At 69.9% G+C, this 18,998-nt stretch carries 15 protein-coding genes; 8 read left to right on the forward strand and 7 right to left on the reverse strand.

Annotated features, from left to right (window positions below):
* Positions 1-70: 70 nt before the first annotated feature.
* The 3 genes from ABNQ39_RS19985 to ABNQ39_RS19995 are packed head-to-tail and all read right to left on the reverse strand — an operon-like array spanning position 71 to position 3,899.
* Positions 71-2,341: a xanthine dehydrogenase family protein molybdopterin-binding subunit gene (locus tag ABNQ39_RS19985; RefSeq protein ID WP_376959991.1), complete on the reverse strand. Its 2,271-nt coding sequence runs from the start codon at positions 2,339-2,341 to the stop codon at positions 71-73.
* Positions 2,338-3,348 (reverse strand): FAD binding domain-containing protein, encoded by a 1,011-nt coding sequence (locus ABNQ39_RS19990; RefSeq protein ID WP_376959992.1) that lies wholly within the window; start codon positions 3,346-3,348, stop codon positions 2,338-2,340. The genes ABNQ39_RS19985 and ABNQ39_RS19990 overlap by 4 nt, the downstream gene beginning before the upstream one ends.
* A complete protein-coding gene (locus ABNQ39_RS19995) occupies positions 3,345-3,899 on the reverse strand; it encodes a (2Fe-2S)-binding protein (RefSeq protein WP_428846405.1) in 555 nt (184 codons plus the stop codon). Before ABNQ39_RS19995 ends, ABNQ39_RS19990 begins: the two co-directional genes overlap by 4 nt.
* A 192-nt stretch (positions 3,900-4,091) precedes the next feature.
* Here ABNQ39_RS19995 and ABNQ39_RS20000 point away from each other — a divergent pair, with 192 nt between their 5' ends.
* The 8 genes from ABNQ39_RS20000 to ABNQ39_RS20035 all read left to right on the forward strand — a co-directional run bounded on the left by ABNQ39_RS20000 (position 4,092) and on the right by ABNQ39_RS20035 (position 12,976).
* The gene (locus ABNQ39_RS20000; RefSeq protein ID WP_376959993.1) at positions 4,092-4,586 is read left to right on the forward strand and encodes a GFA family protein; all 495 of its coding nucleotides are present in this window, start codon (positions 4,092-4,094) and stop codon (positions 4,584-4,586) included.
* 10 nt (positions 4,587-4,596) lie between these two features.
* Positions 4,597-5,322: an extensin-like domain-containing protein gene (locus tag ABNQ39_RS20005; protein ID WP_376959994.1), complete on the forward strand. Its 726-nt coding sequence runs from the start codon at positions 4,597-4,599 to the stop codon at positions 5,320-5,322.
* Between the two features lie 127 nt (positions 5,323-5,449).
* A complete protein-coding gene (locus ABNQ39_RS20010) occupies positions 5,450-5,941 on the forward strand; it encodes a BLUF domain-containing protein (RefSeq protein ID WP_376959995.1) in 492 nt (163 codons plus the stop codon).
* Between the two features lie 121 nt (positions 5,942-6,062).
* Complete coding sequence (locus ABNQ39_RS20015; RefSeq protein ID WP_376959996.1) at positions 6,063-7,538, forward strand: mechanosensitive ion channel family protein; 1,476 nt, start codon at positions 6,063-6,065, stop codon at positions 7,536-7,538.
* Between the two features lie 130 nt (positions 7,539-7,668).
* Positions 7,669-9,444, forward strand: a complete 1,776-nt coding sequence (locus ABNQ39_RS20020) for an N-acetylglutaminylglutamine amidotransferase (RefSeq protein ID WP_376959997.1) — start codon at positions 7,669-7,671, stop codon at positions 9,442-9,444.
* Positions 9,445-9,570: 126 nt separating this feature from the next.
* Complete coding sequence (gene ngg, locus ABNQ39_RS20025; protein ID WP_376959998.1) at positions 9,571-11,343, forward strand: N-acetylglutaminylglutamine synthetase; 1,773 nt, start codon at positions 9,571-9,573, stop codon at positions 11,341-11,343.
* Between the two features lie 45 nt (positions 11,344-11,388).
* A complete protein-coding gene (locus ABNQ39_RS20030; RefSeq protein WP_376959999.1) occupies positions 11,389-12,447 on the forward strand; it encodes an osmoprotectant NAGGN system M42 family peptidase in 1,059 nt (352 codons plus the stop codon).
* 64 nt (positions 12,448-12,511) lie between these two features.
* The gene (locus ABNQ39_RS20035) at positions 12,512-12,976 is read left to right on the forward strand and encodes a nucleotidyltransferase family protein (RefSeq protein ID WP_376960000.1); all 465 of its coding nucleotides are present in this window, start codon (positions 12,512-12,514) and stop codon (positions 12,974-12,976) included.
* An 83-nt stretch (positions 12,977-13,059) separates the two neighbouring features.
* On the opposite strand, the gene ABNQ39_RS20040 is transcribed toward ABNQ39_RS20035, so the two are convergent.
* The 4 genes from ABNQ39_RS20040 to ABNQ39_RS20055 form a co-directional block, all read right to left on the reverse strand.
* Entirely contained in the window at positions 13,060-14,553 is a 1,494-nt protein-coding gene (locus ABNQ39_RS20040) for an ATP-binding response regulator (RefSeq protein WP_376960001.1), read from the reverse strand.
* Between the two features lie 269 nt (positions 14,554-14,822).
* Positions 14,823-15,563 (reverse strand): response regulator, encoded by a 741-nt coding sequence (locus ABNQ39_RS20045; protein ID WP_376960002.1) that lies wholly within the window; start codon positions 15,561-15,563, stop codon positions 14,823-14,825.
* A gap of 23 nt (positions 15,564-15,586) precedes the next feature.
* Complete coding sequence (cheB, locus tag ABNQ39_RS20050) at positions 15,587-16,747, reverse strand: chemotaxis-specific protein-glutamate methyltransferase CheB (protein ID WP_376960003.1); 1,161 nt, start codon at positions 16,745-16,747, stop codon at positions 15,587-15,589.
* Entirely contained in the window at positions 16,744-18,990 is a 2,247-nt protein-coding gene (locus ABNQ39_RS20055; RefSeq protein ID WP_376960004.1) for a hybrid sensor histidine kinase/response regulator, read from the reverse strand. The genes cheB and ABNQ39_RS20055 overlap by 4 nt, the downstream gene beginning before the upstream one ends.
* Between the last annotated feature and the right edge of the window lie 8 nt (positions 18,991-18,998).

The following is an 18,998-nucleotide window of genomic DNA, read 5'->3' on the forward strand; positions in this document are numbered from 1 at the left end:
GCTTTCCGGCAGTCACGAAGGTGACAGGTGGTCCCCTCTCCCACGCGGGGAGAGGGGACTTCTTTGACAATCAAACGTCCAAAATCTTATCCAGCGTGATGGGCAGGTCGCAGAGGCGATTGCCGGTCGCGTGATAGATCGCGTTGGCGATGGCGGCGGGGACGCCGACGATGCCGATCTCGCCGACACCCTTGGCGCCCAGCGGGTTGACGATGTCGTCATGCTCCTCGACGAAGATGACGTCGATGTCGTGAATGTCGGCGTTCACCGGGATGTGATACTCGCCGAAATCGTGGTTCATGAAGCGGCCCAGCCGCTGGTCGGTCATCGATTCCTCCTCCAGCGCCATGCCGATGCCCCACACCACCGCGCCCAGGATCTGGCTGCGCGCTGTCTTGGGATTGATGATGCGGCCGGCGGCCACCGCGCTGACCACGCGGGTCACCTGCACGGTGCCGAGATCCTCGTCCACCCGCACCTCGGCGAAGATGGCGGAGTGGGTGCCGAGCGCATGCTGCATCTGCGACTTGTAATAGGGGATCGAGCGCGCCTCGTCCTCCAGCACCAGCAGGTCGTTGGCCCGCATCACCTCGGTGATCGACAGGCGCCAGGACGGGTCGGCCTTGGCGACCAGGAAACCGTCGGCGAAGATCAGGTCGTCGGCCTTCAACCCCTTCAGGGGACCGTCGTTCAGTCCGGCCGCCAGACCGGCCAGCTTGTCGCGCAGCCGGTCGCAGACCGCCTTCACGGCCGAGCCGACCGACGACACCGTCCACGACCCGCCCTGCAACGGCGCCATCGGCAGGTTGGTGTCGCCGAGCTGGAAGGACACCTTCTCAATCGGCAGCCCCAGGATGTCGGCGGCGATCTGCGTCATCGCCGTGTAGGTGCCGGGACCGATGTCGGCGGTGGCGCTGCCCACCGTCAGCGCGCCATCGATGCCGAGCCTGGCCGACGCCACCGCCTGACCCTGCATGGCATCCCACACGCCGGTCGCCATGCCCCAGCCGACCAGCTGCCGGCCCTCGCGCATCGAGCGCGGGGCATGGCTGCGCTTGTGCCAGCCGAAACGCTCGGCGCCCTGCTGGAAGCAGGCGCGCAGTTCCTTGCTGGAGAAGGGCTTGCCGGTGTTGGGATCGACCTCGGTGTAATTCTTCAGCCGCAGCTCCAGCGGGTCCATGCCGAGCTTGGCCGCCAGCTCGTCCATGGCGATCTCCAGCGCCGGCACGCCGATGGCCGCACCGGGAGCGCGCTGGTCGAGCGGGGTGTGGGTGTCCATCCGCGCCAGCTTGTAGTCCAGCCGGACATTGTCGCACTTGTACTGCTGGCCCGACCAGTTGACGACGACCTCGACGTAATTCTCGGTCTGCGAGGTCTCCTGCACCGCCTCGTGGATGACGGCGGTGAGGGTGCCGTCCCTCTTCGCCCCCAGCGCCACGCGCTGGAGCGTTTCCGGGCGGTGGCCGAAGCTGAACATCTGCGGACGCGTCAGCTCGACCCGGACCGAGCGCTTCAGCGCGGTCGCCGCCAGAACCGCCATGAACAGCTGGTGCTGCGGACGCAGGCCCGAGCCGAAGGCGCCGCCGACGAAGGGGGAGATCACCCGCACCGCGTCGGTTGCGAGGTTGAAGACGTTGCAGACATAGGTCTGGGTGTTGATCGGCCCCTGCGTCTTGTCATGGACGGTCAGACAGCCGTCATTGTGGTAGATGACGGTGGAGGCGTGCATCTCCATCGGGTTGTGATGCTCGACCGCCTGGGAGAAGTTCAGGTCGACGCTGACCTCCGCCTCGGCCAGCGCCCTGTCGGCGTCGCCGCGCGGCTTGGGCGGGGGCTGGAAGCCGCCCTTGTCCTTGCCGGGGGTGAAGGCGTTGGCCTTGGCCGCACGCAGGTCGGTCTGGTGGTCGTCCGCCTCGTAGGTCACATGGATCAGGCGGGCGGCGTAGCGCGCCAGCTCGAAGCTCTCCGCCACCACCAGGGCGATGGGCTGGAGCGCATGGTGGATCGTCGCGTCGTAGAGCGGGCGGAAGGGCGAGCCCTTCGGCGCGTCGTCGTCCTTCCACTTGCGGTCGAACCAGGGCAGGCTCGGCCGGTTCTCGTGGGTGAAAACCTGAAGGACGCCGGGAAGCGCCAGCGCCTTCGCCGTGTCGATGGAAAGGATGCGGCCGCGGGCGATGGCGCTGGAGACGATGTAGCCGTGGGCAAGGCCGGGCGTGTTGAACTCCGCCGCGTATTTGGCGCCGCCGGTCACCTTCAGCCGGCCGTCGACGCGGCTGACGGGCTTGCCGATCTGCGAACCCGGGCGGTCAAGCGGATCGGGGATGGTCGGTTTGGCGATCATGAGTGCTCCACTCCGGCGGCTTCGGCCAGCGCCCGGACGATGGCGCGCTCGGCAAGTCCGATCTTGAAGGCGTTGTGGGACTGGCCCCTGGCGTCGCGCAGCAGGACGCGCGCGGCCTCGCGGAAATTCTCCAGCGAGGCGGGCTTGCCGGCCAGCTCGGCTTCCGCCGCCGGGTCGCGCCACGGCTTGTGGGCGACGCCGCCGAGCGCGAGACGGGCGCTGCGGATCGTCTGGCCCTCCATCTTCAGGGCTGCGGCGACCGACACCAGGGCGAAGGCGTAGGAGGCGCGGTCGCGGACCTTCAGGTAGGTCGAGTGCGGGGCGAAGCCTTCCGCCGGCAGGTCGATGGCGGTGATCAGCTCGTCGGCGGCGAGGCTGCTGTCGATGTGCGGGGTGTCGCCGGGCAGGCGGTGGAAGTCGGCGAAGGGGATGGTGCGCTCGCCCGCGGGGCCGCTGACGCGGACGACGGCGTCCAGCGCCGCCAGCGCCACGCACATGTCGGACGGGTGGACGGCGATGCAGCTGTCGCTGGCGCCCAGGATGGCGTGGATGCGGTTGACCCCGGTCAGCGCGCCGCAGCCGGTCCCCGGCTCCCGTTTGTTGCAGGGGGTGCCGGTATCGTAGAAGTAGTAGCAGCGCGTGCGTTGCAGCAGGTTGCCGCCGTTGGTCGCCATGTTGCGCAGCTGGGCCGAGGCGCCGGCCAGGATCGCCTTCGACAGCATCGGATAGCGCGCCTGCACCCGCGCGTCATAGGCGGTGTCGGCATTGCGGGCGAGCGCGCCGAGACGCAGGCCGCCGCCTTCGGTGTCCTCGATCTGGTCGAGGCCGAGGCGGGAGATGTCGACCAGACGCTCCGGCCGCATCACGTCGGCCTTCATCAGGTCGAGCAGGTTGGTGCCACCGGCGACGAACTTCACCGCCGCCTCGGTCGTCGTGCCGGGCTGGCCGGCGACGCCGTGCAAGGCCGCATCGACGCTGTCGGGACGCTCGTAGGAGAAGGCCCTCATGGCGTGCCTCCGTCCTTGGTTGCCGGCCGCGCATCCATCACCTGCCGGATGGCGGCGACGATGTTGGGATAGGCGCCGCAGCGGCAGAGGTTGCCGCTCATCAGTTCGCGGATGTCGTCGTCGGTCTTGGCGTGTCCTTCCTCCAGCAGGCCGACCGCCGAACAGATCTGGCCGGGCGTGCAATAGCCGCACTGGAAGGCGTCCTGCTCGACGAAGGCCTCCTGCAACGGGTGGAGCGCGTCGCCGCTGGCAAGGCCTTCGATGGTGGTCACCGTCCGCCCCTCCGCCATCACCGCCAGGGTCAGGCAGGAGTTGATGCGGCGGCCGTCCACCAGCACGGTGCAGGCGCCGCACTGGCCATGGTCGCAGCCCTTCTTGGTGCCGGTCATGTCGAGATGCAGGCGCAGGGCGTCGAGCAGGCTGGTCCAGGGGGCGACGCGCAGGGTCTTGCGGCTGCCGTTGATGGTCAGGCTGACCTCCATGGCGTCCGGCGGGGGCGCCGGCTGTTTGTGGGCGTGGCCCTGGGAGGCTGGACCTGTTGGCTGGGACATAACCGCTCCGACTGCTGGCAGGTGGTTCCGCGAAAGGGATCCCGGAGGTAACAGCACCCCGTCCGCCGCGTTCCGCCGGGAAGTTCCGCCGAGAAGTTCCACCGAAAACTTCACCGGCAGGGGCGCTGTCAAAAAGCGACGGCCACCCCAACTGGTAGGGAGGAACGCATTCGAATCGCGGAGTCCCCTGCCATGAAACTTTCCGGATCCTGCCGCTGCGGCGCCGTTCGTTTTACGCTGAACTCGCCGACGCCGGTCCCCTACATGCGCTGCTACTGCACCATCTGCCGCAAGAGTGCCGGCGGCGGGGGATACGCCATCAATCTCGGCGGCGATGCCGACACGCTGGAGGTCGAGGGGCGCGAGGCAGTGGCGACATGGCGGGCGCCCATCGAGGACCCCGACCATCCGGGCCAGACCCACCCGGGTCCGTCGCACCGGCATTTCTGCAAGCACTGCGGCACGGCGCTGTGGGCGGAGGATCCGGCCTGGCCGGAGCTGGTCCATCCCTTCGCCTCGGCCATCGACACACCGCTGCCGACCCCACCGGAGCGGGTCCACATCATGCTGGACTTCAAGGCGCCGTGGGTGGAGGTGCCGAACGGCCCCAACGACGTGCAGTTCGCCCGCTATCCGGAGGACTCGCTGGAGGACTGGCACCGGCGGCACGGGCTGCTCGACCGGTAGACACCGCGCGATGGCGCGGTTGCTGGGGTGGCTGGCGCTGCTGGTCCTGCTGGCGCTGGGCGGGGCGGCGGCCGGGGTGTGGGCCGGGCTGATCGCGGTGCCGTCCCGCTACGACCCGTGGGCACGGCTCGATCTGCGGGCGGAGCCGGACTGGCTGACCGGCTTCAAGCTGGCGCGGCTGACCGGCGAGCCGGAGCAGTGCCGGGCGGCGCTGGGCGAAACGGGCCTGCGCTTCACCGCCCTGCCCGACCGCCCGTCGGACCAGAGTTGTGCGCTCAGCGGCGTGGTGCGGGTGTCGCGGTCGGACCTCTCCGCGCCGGGGCTGGCCTTCAGCAGCGGCTTCATCGCCACCTGCGGGCTGGCCGCCGCCTGGACCCTGTTCGAGGCGAACGTCCTCCAGCCGGCGGCGCAGCGGCATTTCGGGCAGAGGGTGGCGCGGGTCGAGCATCTCGGCACCTATGCCTGCCGCAACGTCTATGGCCGGGCGGAGGGGCGGCGCAGCGAGCATGCGACCGCCAATGCCATCGACCTCGCCGCCTTCGTGCTGGCCGACGGGACGCGGATCGGCGTGCTGACCGACTGGGAGCAGAAGGCGGACGGGCGCAAGGCGGCCTTCCTGCGCGACCTGCGCGACGGCGCCTGCCGCTTCTTCGACGTGGTGCTGGGGCCCGACTACAACGAGGCGCACCGCAACCATTTCCACCTCGACATGGGCGCCTTCCGCACCTGCCGTTAACGTCCATCCGGTTCGGACTATATCCGCCGGGTGCGTCACCGATTCTACGAAAGAAAGGGTTATCTCTCGCCGGCTTTGGCCTCACCATCCTTATAAGAATCGGCAGAATAAAAGCGGGAGGAGGCCGATGTTGACTTTGCTCTATCGAAGCGATGCGGTGCCTTTGCTGCCTTTTTCGGCATTGGCGGACATTTGTGTGCGAAGCTCCGCAAAGAATCGTCGTCTGGGCCTGACCGGTTTCCTTGTGGAGCATGAGGGAACCTTTCTTCAAGTCTTGGAAGGCGAGCCGGACGCCGTGAACGGTTTGTTCGACCGCATTTCGCATGACGAGCGGCACTGCAACATGGCGGTGCTGGGCCGGTGGGAGCGGCCGGGACGGGCCTTCGGCTTCTGGGCGATGAATTTCGGCCCGCTGGACGACCCGGCCTTCTGGCAGGGCGAGTTCGCCGAGCTGCGCGACGGCGCGGCCTTCCGGCACAGGAGCGGCGATGCCGAAACCGCGCTGGCCGTGCTGTGCCGGGCCTATGTCTTCGCCGGCACGGTGGCGGGCACCGACCCGGTGATCCGTGGCTTCGTCATGGGCTATCCGCAGGCGACGAGGCAACTGGTGAAGATGTGAAAGATCAAGCCCCTGATCGGGCTGGATGGTTTGAATTGATCCCTTGACGGGACGGCGGCTGCTCGTGCCATCGTCGCCCTCGCCTGGCCCCCATGGCCAGCCGCCGAGGAGAACCCCGTCGATGAGCGCCCTGCGGCGTCTGTCCGCCCCTGCCCTGGTCCTGGCCCTTCTGACGGCTCTGGTCGCCGCGAAGCCATGGCTGCACCGCCATCTGGAGCCGCTCGTCGGCCCGGATCTCAGCAGCGGGTTCGACATCGCCGTCGCGTCGGCCTCCTGGCTGGTCGCCGCCTGGGGTGGGGCGCGGCTGATCGATCTGCTGGCGGCCGGCAACGGCGGGATCGGCCCCGACGGCGCGCCGCGGCCGCCGCGCATCCCGCGGCTGCTCGCCGATTTGATGCGCTTCTTCGTCTATGGCGTCGCCGTGGTGGCGATCCTGGCCTTCGTGTTCGAGCAGCCGGTGACCGGCCTGCTGGCGACCTCCGGCGTCGCCATCGCCGTGCTGGGCTTCGCGCTGCGCAACATGATCGCCGACATCTTCGCCGGCATCGCGCTGAACATCGAACACCCCTACCGCATCGGCGACTGGCTAGAGCTGTCGCCCGGCGTGTCGGGGCGGGTCGACGAGATCAACTGGCGCGCCACCCGGCTGATCGCCGGCGACGGCACCGCCATCGTCGTGCCGAACGGCATCGTCGCCGGCAGCCGCTTCGTCAATTACAGCCGCCCCAGCCCGGCCTTCCGCACCACCGTCCCCATCCTGCTGGACCAGGAGGTGCCGGTGGAGCGCGCCAAGCGCATCCTGCTGTCGGCCATGCTGTGTGCCGACGGCGTGCTGACTACCCCGCGACCCGACGTGGTGGTGGAGGCGGTGACGCCCAACGGCATCTCCTATCTGGCGCGCTACTGGCTGGACGATTTCGGGCGGGTGGCGCTGGTGCGCGATTCCGTGCTGGCCGCGGTGGTGGGCAACCTCGCCCGAGCCGGGATCGAGCCGGCCCGGCCCAAGCAAGAGATCCGCCGGCGCCAGCCTGCCTTGCCCGACACCGACACCCTGCGCCGCGGCCTGCTGCGCCAGACCGAGCTGTTCGACGCCTTCGACGACGACGAGGTCGACGCGCTGGCCCTGGCGATGCGGCAGATCCATGTGCCGGCCGGGGCGCCCGCCGTCCGCCAGGGCGATGCCGGAGAATCGCTGTTCGTCATCGCCGAAGGCGTGTTCGACGTGCAGGTCGCCGCCCCTGCCCCCCCTGTCCCCGTTTTCGCCGCCGACACGTTGGACGGGCAGCGGCCGGGGATGCTGCATCTGACGCGGCTGCGGCCGGGCGACCTGTTCGGCGAGATGTCGCTGCTGACCGGCCAGCCGCGCAGCGCCTCGGTGGTCGCCTGCACCGATTCCGTGGTGTTCGAGCTGGCGCGGAACCACCTGGACCCGGTGCTGCGCCGCCGGCCGGAACTGGCCGAACGGCTGGCCGAGCTGATGGCCGAGCGCCAGAGCCGCAACGCCGCCGAAACCAACCGCCAGCAGGGCGCCGCACCGCCGCCGCCGGTGGAATCGCAGGCCCTGCTGACCCGGCTGCGCGGCTTCTTCGGGCTGTAGACCGCCCGCCGCAAGGGAACCTAGAGCCCTGCCAGCCGTTGTTCCACGCGGGTAGCGGTGGTGCAGTTCGGCCCTTTTTCACGGGTCTGGCGCCCCTTCGTCCTGAACCAACGAGGAGGCTCGACAGCCGATGTGCGGAGTGAGTGGCGAGATTCGTTTCAAATCCGGCGAGGCGGCGAGCACGGCCGCCGTCCAGGCCATGTGCGACAATCTTGCGCCGCGCGGGCCGGACGGCCATGGCCTGTTCGCCCATGGGCGCGTCGCCTTCGGCCATCGCCGTCTGAAGATCATCGACCTCAGCGAGGCATCGCAGCAGCCGATGGTCGATTCCGCTCTCGGCCTCGCCATCGTCTTCAACGGCTGCATCTACAACCACCGGGAGCTGCGCGAGGAGCTGGCCAGTCTCGGCTACAGCTTCTTCTCCGACGGCGACACCGAGGTGCTGATCAAGGCCTATCACGCCTGGGGGCCGGATTTCGTCAAGCGCATGAACGGCATGTTCGCCTTCGCCATCCACGAGCGCGACAGCGGCCGGGTGGTGCTGGGCCGCGACCGGCTGGGCATCAAGCCGCTGTATCTGGCGGACATTCCGGGGGGCTTGCGCTTCGCCTCCTCCCTGCCGGCGCTGGTGGCGTCCGGGGGCATCGACACCGACGTCGATCCGGTGGCGCTGCACCATTACATGAGCTTCCACGCCGTCGTCCCGGCGCCCTACACCATCCTGAAGGGCGTGCGGAAGCTGCCGCCCGCGACAGTGCTGGTGGTGGAGCCGGACGGCACGCGGCGTGAGCACACATACTGGTCGCTGACCTTCGGTCCGCAGGCCGGCGACGAGGGCCGCGACTTCGCCGAGTGGCGCGAGCTGGTGCTGGAGACGCTGACCCGCGCGGTGCGCCGCCGGCTGGTCGCCGACGTGCCGGTCGGCGTGCTGCTGTCGGGCGGGCTCGACAGCTCGCTGATCACCGCCCTGCTGGCCGAGAACGGGCAGAGCGGGCTGAAGACCTTCTCCATCGGTTTCGAGACGGTGGGCGACGAGCGCGGCGACGAGTTCCAGTATTCCGACATCGTCGCCAAGCATTTCGGCACCGACCACCACCGCCTGTTCGTCGACAGCGCCCGCGCTCTGCCGGAACTGACCGACTGCGTCCGCGCGATGTCGGAGCCGATGGTCAGCCACGACAACATTGGCTTCTTCCTGCTGTCGCAGGAGGTGGCGAAGCAGGTGAAGGTGGTGCAGTCGGGCCAGGGCGCCGACGAGGTGTTCGGCGGCTATCACTGGTATCCGCCGCTGCTGGAAAGCCGTGATGCCGTCGGCGATTACGCCCGCGTCTTCTTCGACCGCGACCATGCGGAGATGGCCGAGGCGCTCGACCCGCGGTTCATCGGCGAGGATCATTCCCGCCGCTGGCTGGAGCAGCGCTTCGCCATGCCGGGCGCCGAGCGGCCGGTGGACAAGGCGCTGCGGCTCGACACCACGGTGATGCTGGTCGACGACCCGGTGAAGCGCGTCGACAACATGACGATGGCCGCCGGGCTGGAAGCGCGCGTGCCCTTCCTCGACCATGAGCTGGTGGAGTTGGCCGCCCGCATCCCGGCGGAGATGAAGCTGCCGGAGGGCGGCAAGTATGTGCTGAAGGAGGCGGCGCGGCGGGTGGTGCCGGCGGCGGTGATCGACCGGCCGAAAGGCTATTTCCCGGTGCCGGCGCTGAAATACCTGCGCGGTCCGTTCCTGGAGCGGGTGCGCGACGTGCTGAACGCCCCGTCGGCGCGCGAGCGCGGGCTGTTCCGCCGCGACTATCTCGACCGGCTGCTGGCCGATCCGGAACGCCACATCACGCCGCTCAGGGGATCGAAGCTGTGGCAGGTCGCCCTGCTGGAATTCTGGTTCCAGGAACAGGGCCTGTAAGCAGGCGACTCAAAACGACAGACGCTCCGCCGGGGCATCCGGGCGCAGGCCCCTGAAGGGGGGACCGATCCGCATCCCCGGATGTTGCCAATGCGCGGAGCCGCATCCGACGACCAGGGGGATCCCATGAGCTACGCCCGCGTGAAACCGCACCGGCTGGAACGCGCCGCCAGCGCCACCCTGCGCCACACCCGCCGCTACACCGGCCGGCCGCCGGCGGGAGAGACCGGGGCCGACGCGCCGCGCGCCGCCATAGTGACAGACGTGACGGTGGATTGCGGCTGGGGACGGCTGATCTTCGCCCACACCTTCGACGATCTCGACCGCATGATCGACACTCTGCGGCAGGAGGCGCCGGGCACCCGCGACATCGTCTTCTATCTGCAGGACCCGCATGTCGCCCTGTCGCGCGCGCCGCAGGAGCTGTTTCTCGACCCGTCCCACACCTTCCGCCTGTGGCTGACCGATTACCGGCCGTCGCGGCGGCGGCCGAAGGGCTACAGCGTCCGCCGGCTGCGCACGCGCGAGGATGCCGAGGGGGTGCAGCGCATCTATGCCCGGCGGCGGATGGTGCCGGTCTCCTCCTCCTTCCTGGTGGCGTCGCGCAACAGCCGGGTGCTGACCCATTTCGTCGCCACCGACGACGCCACCGGCGAGATCATCGGCTCGGTGACGGCGGTGGACCATGCCCATGCCTATGGCGACCCGGAAAACGGCAGCTCGCTCTGGTGCCTGGCGGTCGATCCGCAGGCCTCCTTTCCGGGGATCGGCGAGACGCTGGTCCGCACGGTGGCGGAGCATGTGCAGGCGCGCGGCCGCGCCTTCCTCGATCTGTCGGTGCTGCACGACAACGAGAACGCCATCGCGCTCTATGAGAAGCTGAATTTCCGCCGGATTCCGGCCTTCGCGCTGAAGACCAAGAACCCGATCAACGAGCGGCTGTTCACCGGCCCGCAGCCCGGCGAGCAGTTGAACCCCTATGCCACCATCATCGTCAACGAGGCGCGGCGGCGCGGCATCGGCGTCGATGTGCTGGATGCCGAGGCCGGCTATTTCTGCCTGACCTGGGGCGGGCGCAGCGTGGTGTGCCGGGAATCGCTGAGCGAGCTGACCAGCGCCGTCGCCATGAGCCGCTGCGACGACAAGGCGGTCACGCGGCGCGTTCTGGAGCGGGCCAGCCTGAAGGTCCCGGCCCAGGCGGTGGCGGGCGAGCCGGAGCAGAATGCCGCCTTCCTGGCGACCCATGGCCGCATTGTAATCAAGCCGGCGCGCGGCGAGCAGGGCCGTGGCATCACGGTGGACGTGCGCGATGCCGAGACGATGGAGCGCGCCATCGCGTCGGCCCGCCAGCATTGCGACACGGTGCTGCTGGAGCAGTTTTATGAAGGGCAGGATCTGCGGATCATCGTCATCGACAAGAAGGTGGTGGCCGCCGCGGTGCGCCGCCCGGCCGAGGTCACCGGCGACGGCAGCCACACGGTGCGCGAGCTGATCGAGGCGCAGAGCCGCCGCCGCGCCGCCGCCACCGGCGGGGAAAGCCACATCCCGCTGGACGCCGAGACCGACCGCTGCCTCGCCGCCGCCGGGAAGAGTTTGGACGATGTGCTGGCGGCGGGCGAGGTGCTGCCGGTGCGCAAGACGGCGAACCTGCACACCGGCGGGACCATCCACGACGTGACCGACAGCCTGCACCCGGAACTGGTGGAGGTGGCGACGGTCGCCGCCCGTGCGCTGGACATCCCGGTGGTGGGATTCGACCTGCTGGTCGAGGCGCCGGACCGGCCGGGCCATGTCTTCATCGAGGCGAACGAGCGTCCGGGCCTCGCCAACCACGAACCCCAGCCGACGGCGGAACGCTTCGTCGATCTGCTGTTCCCGCAGACGCGGGGGGTTCTGTGAGGCCGGCGCCCGCCGCGCCACCATCCTGAGGAGGACCATCCGACCATGGCCGTGCCGCTGCCCATCGACATGGGGTATGTCACCGACATCCTGTACCGGCTGCTGACGACGCCGAGCCCGACCGGCTACACGGCCGACGTGGTGCGGCTGTGCTGCGCCGAGCTGGAGCGGATGGGCATCCCCTATGAGCTGACGCGGCGCGGCGCCATCCGGGCCGACCTGAAGGGTGTGCGCTCCACCCCCGACCGGGCGCTGGTCGCCCATGTCGACACGCTGGGCGCCCAGGTGAAGATGCTGAAGGACAATGGCCGGATGGAGCTGGTGCCCATCGGCCACTGGTCGTCGCGCTTCGCCGAAGGGGCGCGCTGCACCGTGCTGACCGACCGCGGCCCCTGGCGCGGCACCATCCTGCCGCTGAAGGCGTCGGGCCACACCTTCAACAAGGAGGTCGACAGCCAGCCGGTCATCTGGCAGCAGGTGGAACTGCGCGTCGACGCCCCGGTCGCCAACCGGCGCGATCTGGAGGAGCGCGGCTTCAACATCGGCGACATCGTGTCGATCGACCCGCAGCCGGAATTCCTGGAGAACGGCTACATCGTCTCGCGCCATCTCGACGACAAGGCGGGGGTGGCGGTGATGCTGGGCGCGGCCAAGGCGGTGGTCGATGCCGGGGCCGCCCTGCCGGTGGACTGCCACTTGCTGTTCACGATCTCCGAGGAGGTCGGATCCGGCGCCTCGTCCATCCTGCATCAGGACGTGGCCGAGATGGTAACCATCGACAACGGCACTACCGCCCCCGGCCAGAACAGCAGCGAGTACGGCGTCACCATCGCCATGGCCGACAGCACCGGCCCCTTCGACATGGCGCTGACCCATTCGCTGATCGCGCTGTGCCAGGCGCAGAACATCCCGCACCAGCGCGACGTCTTCCGCTATTACCGCTGCGACAGCGCGTCAGCCATCGAGGCCGGCAACGACATCCGCACGGCGCTGGTCTGCTTCGGCATCGACGCCTCGCACGGCTACGAGCGCATCCATGCCAACGCGCTGGAAAGCCTGGTGCGGCTGCTGGTGCTGTACCTGCAAAGCCCGCCCAGGGATTGACGAGGGCGGGATTGAGGGGGACGTGACTGGCCTGCTAGACTGGACCCGCTACAGAGGAGACGATATGGCGGGCGCCGGGGGACACGACCAACTTCGCGCACCGGAAGTGCCGGACGAACTGTTGCGTCCGGTGATTGCCCATTTCCAACCGCGGAAAGTGATCCTGTTCGGGTCGCAGGCAAGGGGCGATGCCGGCGACGACAGCGATTATGACCTGTTCGTGATCGTCGAGAACGATACGCCGCCGGAACGGCTTTCCTGGCGCAGCAAGTACGAAGCCCGCAAGACCTATCACCGGGCGGTCGACATCGTCGCCTGCCGTGCTTCGGTCTTCGAACGCAAGCGCGGCGTGGCCGGCTCGCTTTCCCACATCGCCGACCGCGAAGGGGTTGTCGTCTATTCAGTTGATATGAACCAGCCGAGGGTGATCGGAGATGCCCCCTCTCCCCCCCGGGGAGAGGGTCGGGGTGAGGGGGGTGCACAAGGTGGATTCTCGGCTAAGAGCCGCCGCGTTTCCCCCTCACCCTAACCCTCTCCCCGCTTTCGGCGGACCTATGGTCCGCCTGCCGCGTCAGCGCAAACGAAGTTTGCGTGAGAGCGGGGGAGAGGGGACTAACGCGCCAATCCCGCCGTTCCGTCCCGCCGCACCTCTTCCAGCACGCGGCGCAGGTCGCCGGGGTGCAGCGGCTTGTGCAGGAAGGCGCAGCCGCGGCGCTGGCCTTCCAGCAGGGATTCGGGCGCGGTCTCTCCGGTCAGCACCACCGCCGGGATGTCGGTCTTGAACAGCTTGCGGACGCGGTCGATCACGTCGAAGCCGGACACCTTTCCCGGCAGGCGCAGGTCGGTCAGGATGGCGTCGGGCGGACCCTCCAGCCCGTCGACCGCGGCGAACACCTCGCGCATGTTGGACGCCGAGACGAAGGCGCAGCCCCAGCTTTCCAGGGTCAGCAGCAGGCCGGACAGCACCATGCTGTCGTCGTCCACCACCAAGATGCGCATGCCGTCCAGCGGCACGGCGGCGGCGCCCTGGTCGGACGAGGTTACCGCCGCCGGGGCTTCGACGGGCGCCTCCTCCGCCGCCAGCCGCTCGACGGTAGCGGCGAAGACCGAGCCGCGGCCGGAGCGCGACTGCACGTCGATGGGGGCGCTCAGCAGAACCGACAGGCGGCGGACGATGGCGAGGCCGAGGCCGAGGCCGCGGGTGGGGTCGCGCGCCGGGTTGGTCAGCTGGTGGAACTCGTCGAAGATGACGTCCAGCTTGTCCTGGGGAATGCCGAAGCCGGTGTCCCACACCTCGATGCGCCAGCGGCCGTCGCGCTTGCGCAGGCCCAGCAGGATGCCGCCGCGCTGGGTGTAGCGGATGGCGTTGGCCAGCAGGTTGCGGACGATGCGGCCGAGCAGGACCGGGTCGCTGCGGGTCACCGCCCGGCAGGGCAGATGGACGCGCAGGCGCAGACCCTTCTCCTCGGCCTGCGGGCGGAATTCGTCGGCCAGCGAGTGCAGCAGCGCGTCGAGCGGCACGGCCTGCATGTCGGCCTCCACCGTGCCGGCATCCAGCGTGGAGATGTCGAGCAGGGCGTTCAGCAGCTGCTCGCCGGCCGTCATCGCGTTGGCCAGCATGCCGGCGGTGCGCGACGCCCGGGCGTTGCCCTCCACCTGGTTGGTCAGGGCGTCGAGGAACAGCCGCATCGCCTGGAAGGGCTGGCGCAGGTCGTGGCTGGCCGAGGCCAGGAAGCGGGAGCGCGCCGCGGTGGTGCGCGCCACCTCCGCCCGCATGGTCTCGGCCATCTGGGCGATGGCGCCGTCCAAGGTCGCCGTCGCCAGCACCCCGACCACCCGGCCGTCGACCAGCAGCGGCGTCGCGCGCAGGCCGATCGGCGGGTCGCTGGGCAGGGTCAGCCGGACGCTGTCGGGGGGAGAGGCCGGGCTGTCGGCGGTTCCCTCGCGGTAGAGCGGGCGCAGCGCTTCAGCCACCGCGGTCCAGCCGCCCGGCAGCAGGCTCGGCCCGCTTTCGTCACGGGCGGCAGCGCGCGGACGGTTCAGCAGGGTGGCCAGGGACTCGTTGCAGCGGACGGCGGCCATCTCCGGCCCGCCGATTACCAGCATGGTCGGAACCGTCCCGGCCGCGCAGACGCGCCGGGCATTCTCAAGGCACTCGCGATACCGAAGATCGGTCGGGGACGTGGGGGTGGCCGAAGATCGGTGCATCGCGTCGGTGTCTCTTGCGTCGGTGTCTCTGGAGATCGGATGCTCTTGGATGGGCTGGAGGCTGATCGCCATGGGCACCTGTCGGACCGTCGGACAGTTTCGTAAAGCCCGCAGAGAATAAACGGACAAGCCGGCTTTCGAAATCAAACGATGGCCCTACTCCCCTCCTATGCGGAAGGTACAGGACGCGGCAAACGGATAAGATGGTCCTCGACGAAGTATTTGCGCCGAAGAAGCGCCATCAGTCTGATCTTGAGGACATCCATCGTCTGCCCCTTTCCAACGAAATCGTCGGCTCCGGCGTTCAGGCTGATCATCAGCTGTTCCTCATCGTCCTGGCTGGTCAGGATGACGATTTGGAAGAACAGGCCGCGCTGGCGGCGGAACCTGTCGAATCTTTCGCAGAGCTGGGTGCCGCTGGTGCCCGGCATCACGAGATCCAGGATGACGCAGTCCAGCGCGCCGCCGGACAACGCCGCCACCGCCTCGTCGGCGTTGCGGGCGGCGGTGACGGTGCAGCCCTCCTGCTCCAGCTCGGCGCGCAGGAATTCGCGGTAGGTCGCGCTGTCGTCGACGATCAGGATGCGGGCGCGGCGGAAGATCTCCGGCGCCGTCGGCGGGGCGCTGCGCCGCTCGATCAGCGTGCAGGCGGTCTCCACCACCGCCTTGGGGTCGGAGGGGTCGCTCTCCCCCTGCCCGCGGCCGAGCACGATGACGGCGGCGTCGCTGCGGGCGCGCAGCTCGGCCAGGCCGGTCGGGCCGGCAAGCTCGCCCTCGACGATCAGCAGATCCCGCGGGGTGCCGGCGATCTCCGCCAGGGCAGGCTCGACGCCGTCGACGCAGACGGTCTCCACGCCACGTTCCTCCAGCAGCAGCTTCAGCAGAAGCCCCTGCGTCTGGGAACCCATGACAACCAAGGTGCGGGGTCCGTTCATGACGCCATCTTATCGTCTGAGGTCAATTGCAGCAGCCGTCCGGCCACCCGGTCGAGGGGCAGTTCCTCCACCGCGCCGCCCAGCCGCACCGCGGTGCCCGGCATGCTGTGGATCACCGCCGTGGAGGCGTGTTCGGCTATGGTGTAGGCGCCGGCCGTGCGCATGTCCACCAGCCCTCTCGCGCCGTCCTCGCCCATTCCGGTCAGCAACACGCCGATGCCGGACGCGCCATAGGCGCGCGCCATCGACTGGAACAGCACCTCGCCCGACGGGCGCTGGCCGCACACCATCGGGTCGGCGGTCAGGCGCAGCGTGGCGCCGTCCACCAGCAGGTGCCGGTCGCCCGGCGCGACATAGACCGTGCCGGGCCGCGGGGTCAGCCCGGCCTCCCCCAGCCGCACCGGCAGGGCGGAGACGGTGCCGAGCCAGTTGGCGAAGCCGGCCATGAAGGGCGCGCCCATATGCTGGACCACGAAGACCGGCAGCGGGAAGTCGGCCGGCAGATCGCGGAGGATCTTCGCCAGCGCCGCCGGCCCGCCGGTGGAAGCGACGAGCCCCACCGCGCGGAAGCGCCGGAGCCGGCCGTCGGCCGCTACGGCCTCGTCCGGCAAACGGCCATCCGCCAACCTGCCGTCCGCCAATCTGCCGTCCGGGGCCGCCTCGGCCGCCATTCCGGTTGCCGCCTTGGCGCCGCGGGCGGTGATGCGGTGGCGGATCACCTTCACCTGGCTCATGATGACCAGCTGGGTGCAGAGATGGTGCGCCACCGTCTGGTAGTCGGCGCGCGCCATGCTGCCCGGCTTCTCCACCACCGCCAGCGCGCCGGCCTGAAGCGCCCGCATCGGGATGTCGAGGTCGCGCACGTCCGACGCCACCACCACGATCGGCAGCGGGGTCTGCCGCATGATGCGGCTGGTCACCTCGAAGCCGTCGATGCCCGGCAGGCGGATGTCGAGCGACACCACGTCGGGCGCCGTGCGTTCGATCATGCGTAGCGCCTGCTCGCCGCTCGACGCGATGCCCGCCACCTCCAGCCGCGGGTCGGCGCTGATGACATGGCTCAGCAGCTGCTGGATGACCGGGCTGTCCTCGACCACCAGCACGCGGATGCGACGGGTTCCGGTGGTGAGGGGTCCGCCGTTCGACTGCCCGCTCACAGCAGCCGCCGGATGCCGGCCAGAAGCTCGTTCTGGTCGAATCGCGTCTTGACGATGTAGGCGTCGGCGCCGAGCCGCAGGCCGCGCTCGCGGTCCTCGTCGCTGGCGCGCGAGGTGACCAGGATCACCGGGATCTCTTCCAGCCGCTTGTCCGCCTTCACCGCCTGCAACAGGGCGAAGCCGTCCATCCGGGGCATCTCGACGTCGCTGATGATCAGGCCAACCTCCATCCCTTCCGACAGGCGCTCCAGGGCCTCGCGCCCGTCCACGCACAGCGTCACCCGATAACCATGGGCTTCGAGGATGCTCTTTTCCAGCGTGCGGGTGGTGATGCTGTCATCGACGACCAGGATATGCGCCCGGGCAGGGGTCGCCTCTTCGGCCGGGCGGGCCGGGGCCGGCAGGGTGCTGCCGGGCAGCGGCATCAGGCCCGGAATGTTCAGCACCAGCGCCGGTCCGCCATCGTCCATCAGCACGGTGCCGAGATAGCGGCCGCTGTCCAGCCCGGTCTCCTCCGCCGCCGTCACCACCGTCTCGCGGGTGGCGACGAAGCGGTCGACCGCCAGCGCCAGCCGCCGGTCCCCCGCCCGCACCACGACCAGCGACAGCCCGCGCTCGGCCGACGGCACCACCGGCGCCTCCATGCCCAAGAGGGCGGCCAGCGAGGTGACGGGGATTTCCTCCTCGCCGATGCGGGTCATCGGCGTGCCGGTGCCGGAGAACAGCGACTGGGCGCTGGCGGTGCGCAGGCGGACGACATCGGCGGACGGGATCGCCATGGTCTGGTCCTGCACCAGGACGAAGACGAGACGCTGGCTCAGCAGGCTGAGCGGCACCTCGATGGTGACCGCGGTGCCGCCGTCCGCGCGGTCGGCGATGGTCAGGTTGCCCTGCAGCCGCTCCACCTCGCGCCGCGCGATGGCGAGCCCCATGCCGCGCCCGGCCAGCTCGGTGGTCTGGGCGGCGGTGGAGAAGCCGGGATGGAACAGGAATTCGGTCAGCCGCTCCTGCGGCATCTCCGCGCTGGCCGACAGGTCGGCGGCGTCGATCAGGCCGCGCTCGGCCGCCTTGCGCAGGATCGCCGCGCGGTCCAGCCCGCGACCGTCATCCTCGATGCGCAGGCGCAGGCGCGCCCCCTCCACCGAGGCGGCGATGGTGACGCGCGCCGCCGGCCGCTTGCCCAGCGCCAGCCGCTCCGCCGGCGTCTCGATGCCGTGGCTGATGGCATTGCGGGCGATGTGCAGGATCGGGTCCTTCAGCCGTTGCAGCACGGTGCGGTCGGCCTCGACCTCCAGCCCGCGGACATCGACCTCGACCTCCTTGCCTTCGGCCCGGCTGATGTCGCGGACCATGCGCCCGAGGCCGCTCAGCTGGTTTTCCGCCGGCAGCATGCGCAGCCGCCGCATGTCCTGCTGGAGACCGCCGCCCCAGCGCCGCATCGACCACAGCAGCCGGTCGTGGCTGCGGTGCGCGCTGTCGAGCGCGCCGCCGAGCGCGCGGAAGCGGCGTTCGAAAGCCATCAATGCCGGCAGCGCGCCCCGCCCCTCCAGCGCGTCGGGCAGCGCGTCGGCCCCCGCCCCCGCGTCTGCCGCGCGGACGCCGCGGCCGATCTGAACGCGCAGATGCCGCCATGCCCGGTCGAGCGCCCGCCACTCCCGACGCATCACGCGAAGCTGTTCGCCAAGGCCGGCCTGGGCCTCAACCTCCGGCAGAAGGGCGGACGCGGTTTCCGACAGGCGCTCCAGCCCCTGCGCCGCGATGCGGACCAGGGCGGCGCTGTCGGCGTCGGCGGCACGGTCGCGCTGGGCCGGCGGCCGGCGGGCGGCTGGGCGGGCTGCGGCCGGAGCCCGGACCGGCCCGCCGCCGCCGCCGGCGGCCAGCGCGTCGAGATCGGCCAGCACCCCGGCGGTCTCCACCGCGTCGCCGCCCTGGAGCGACCAGGCGACCAAATCCTCGATGGCGTCGAGCGACCGGCGCACCACGCCGACGCTGGCGGGGTCGAGCAGAATCTCGCCCTTCTGCACGGCGATGAAGGCGGCCTCCAGCCGGTGGGAGATCGCCTCCACCTCCGGCAGATCGACGGCACGGGCGGCGCCCTTCAGGCTGTGAGCGCGCCGGTGGATGTCGACCAGATCCGGCGCATCGCCCGTCGCCTCCGCATCGCGGAGCGCGTTGCGGATCGCGGCGAGATGGTCCTTGTGCTCCAGGTCGAAAGCGGCGAGCAGGCGCTGGCGGATGTCCATCAGGGGCC

The sequence above is a fragment of the Azospirillum sp. A26 genome (assembly GCF_042604635.1).
GTDB classification, from domain to species: domain Bacteria; phylum Pseudomonadota; class Alphaproteobacteria; order Azospirillales; family Azospirillaceae; genus Azospirillum; species Azospirillum palustre.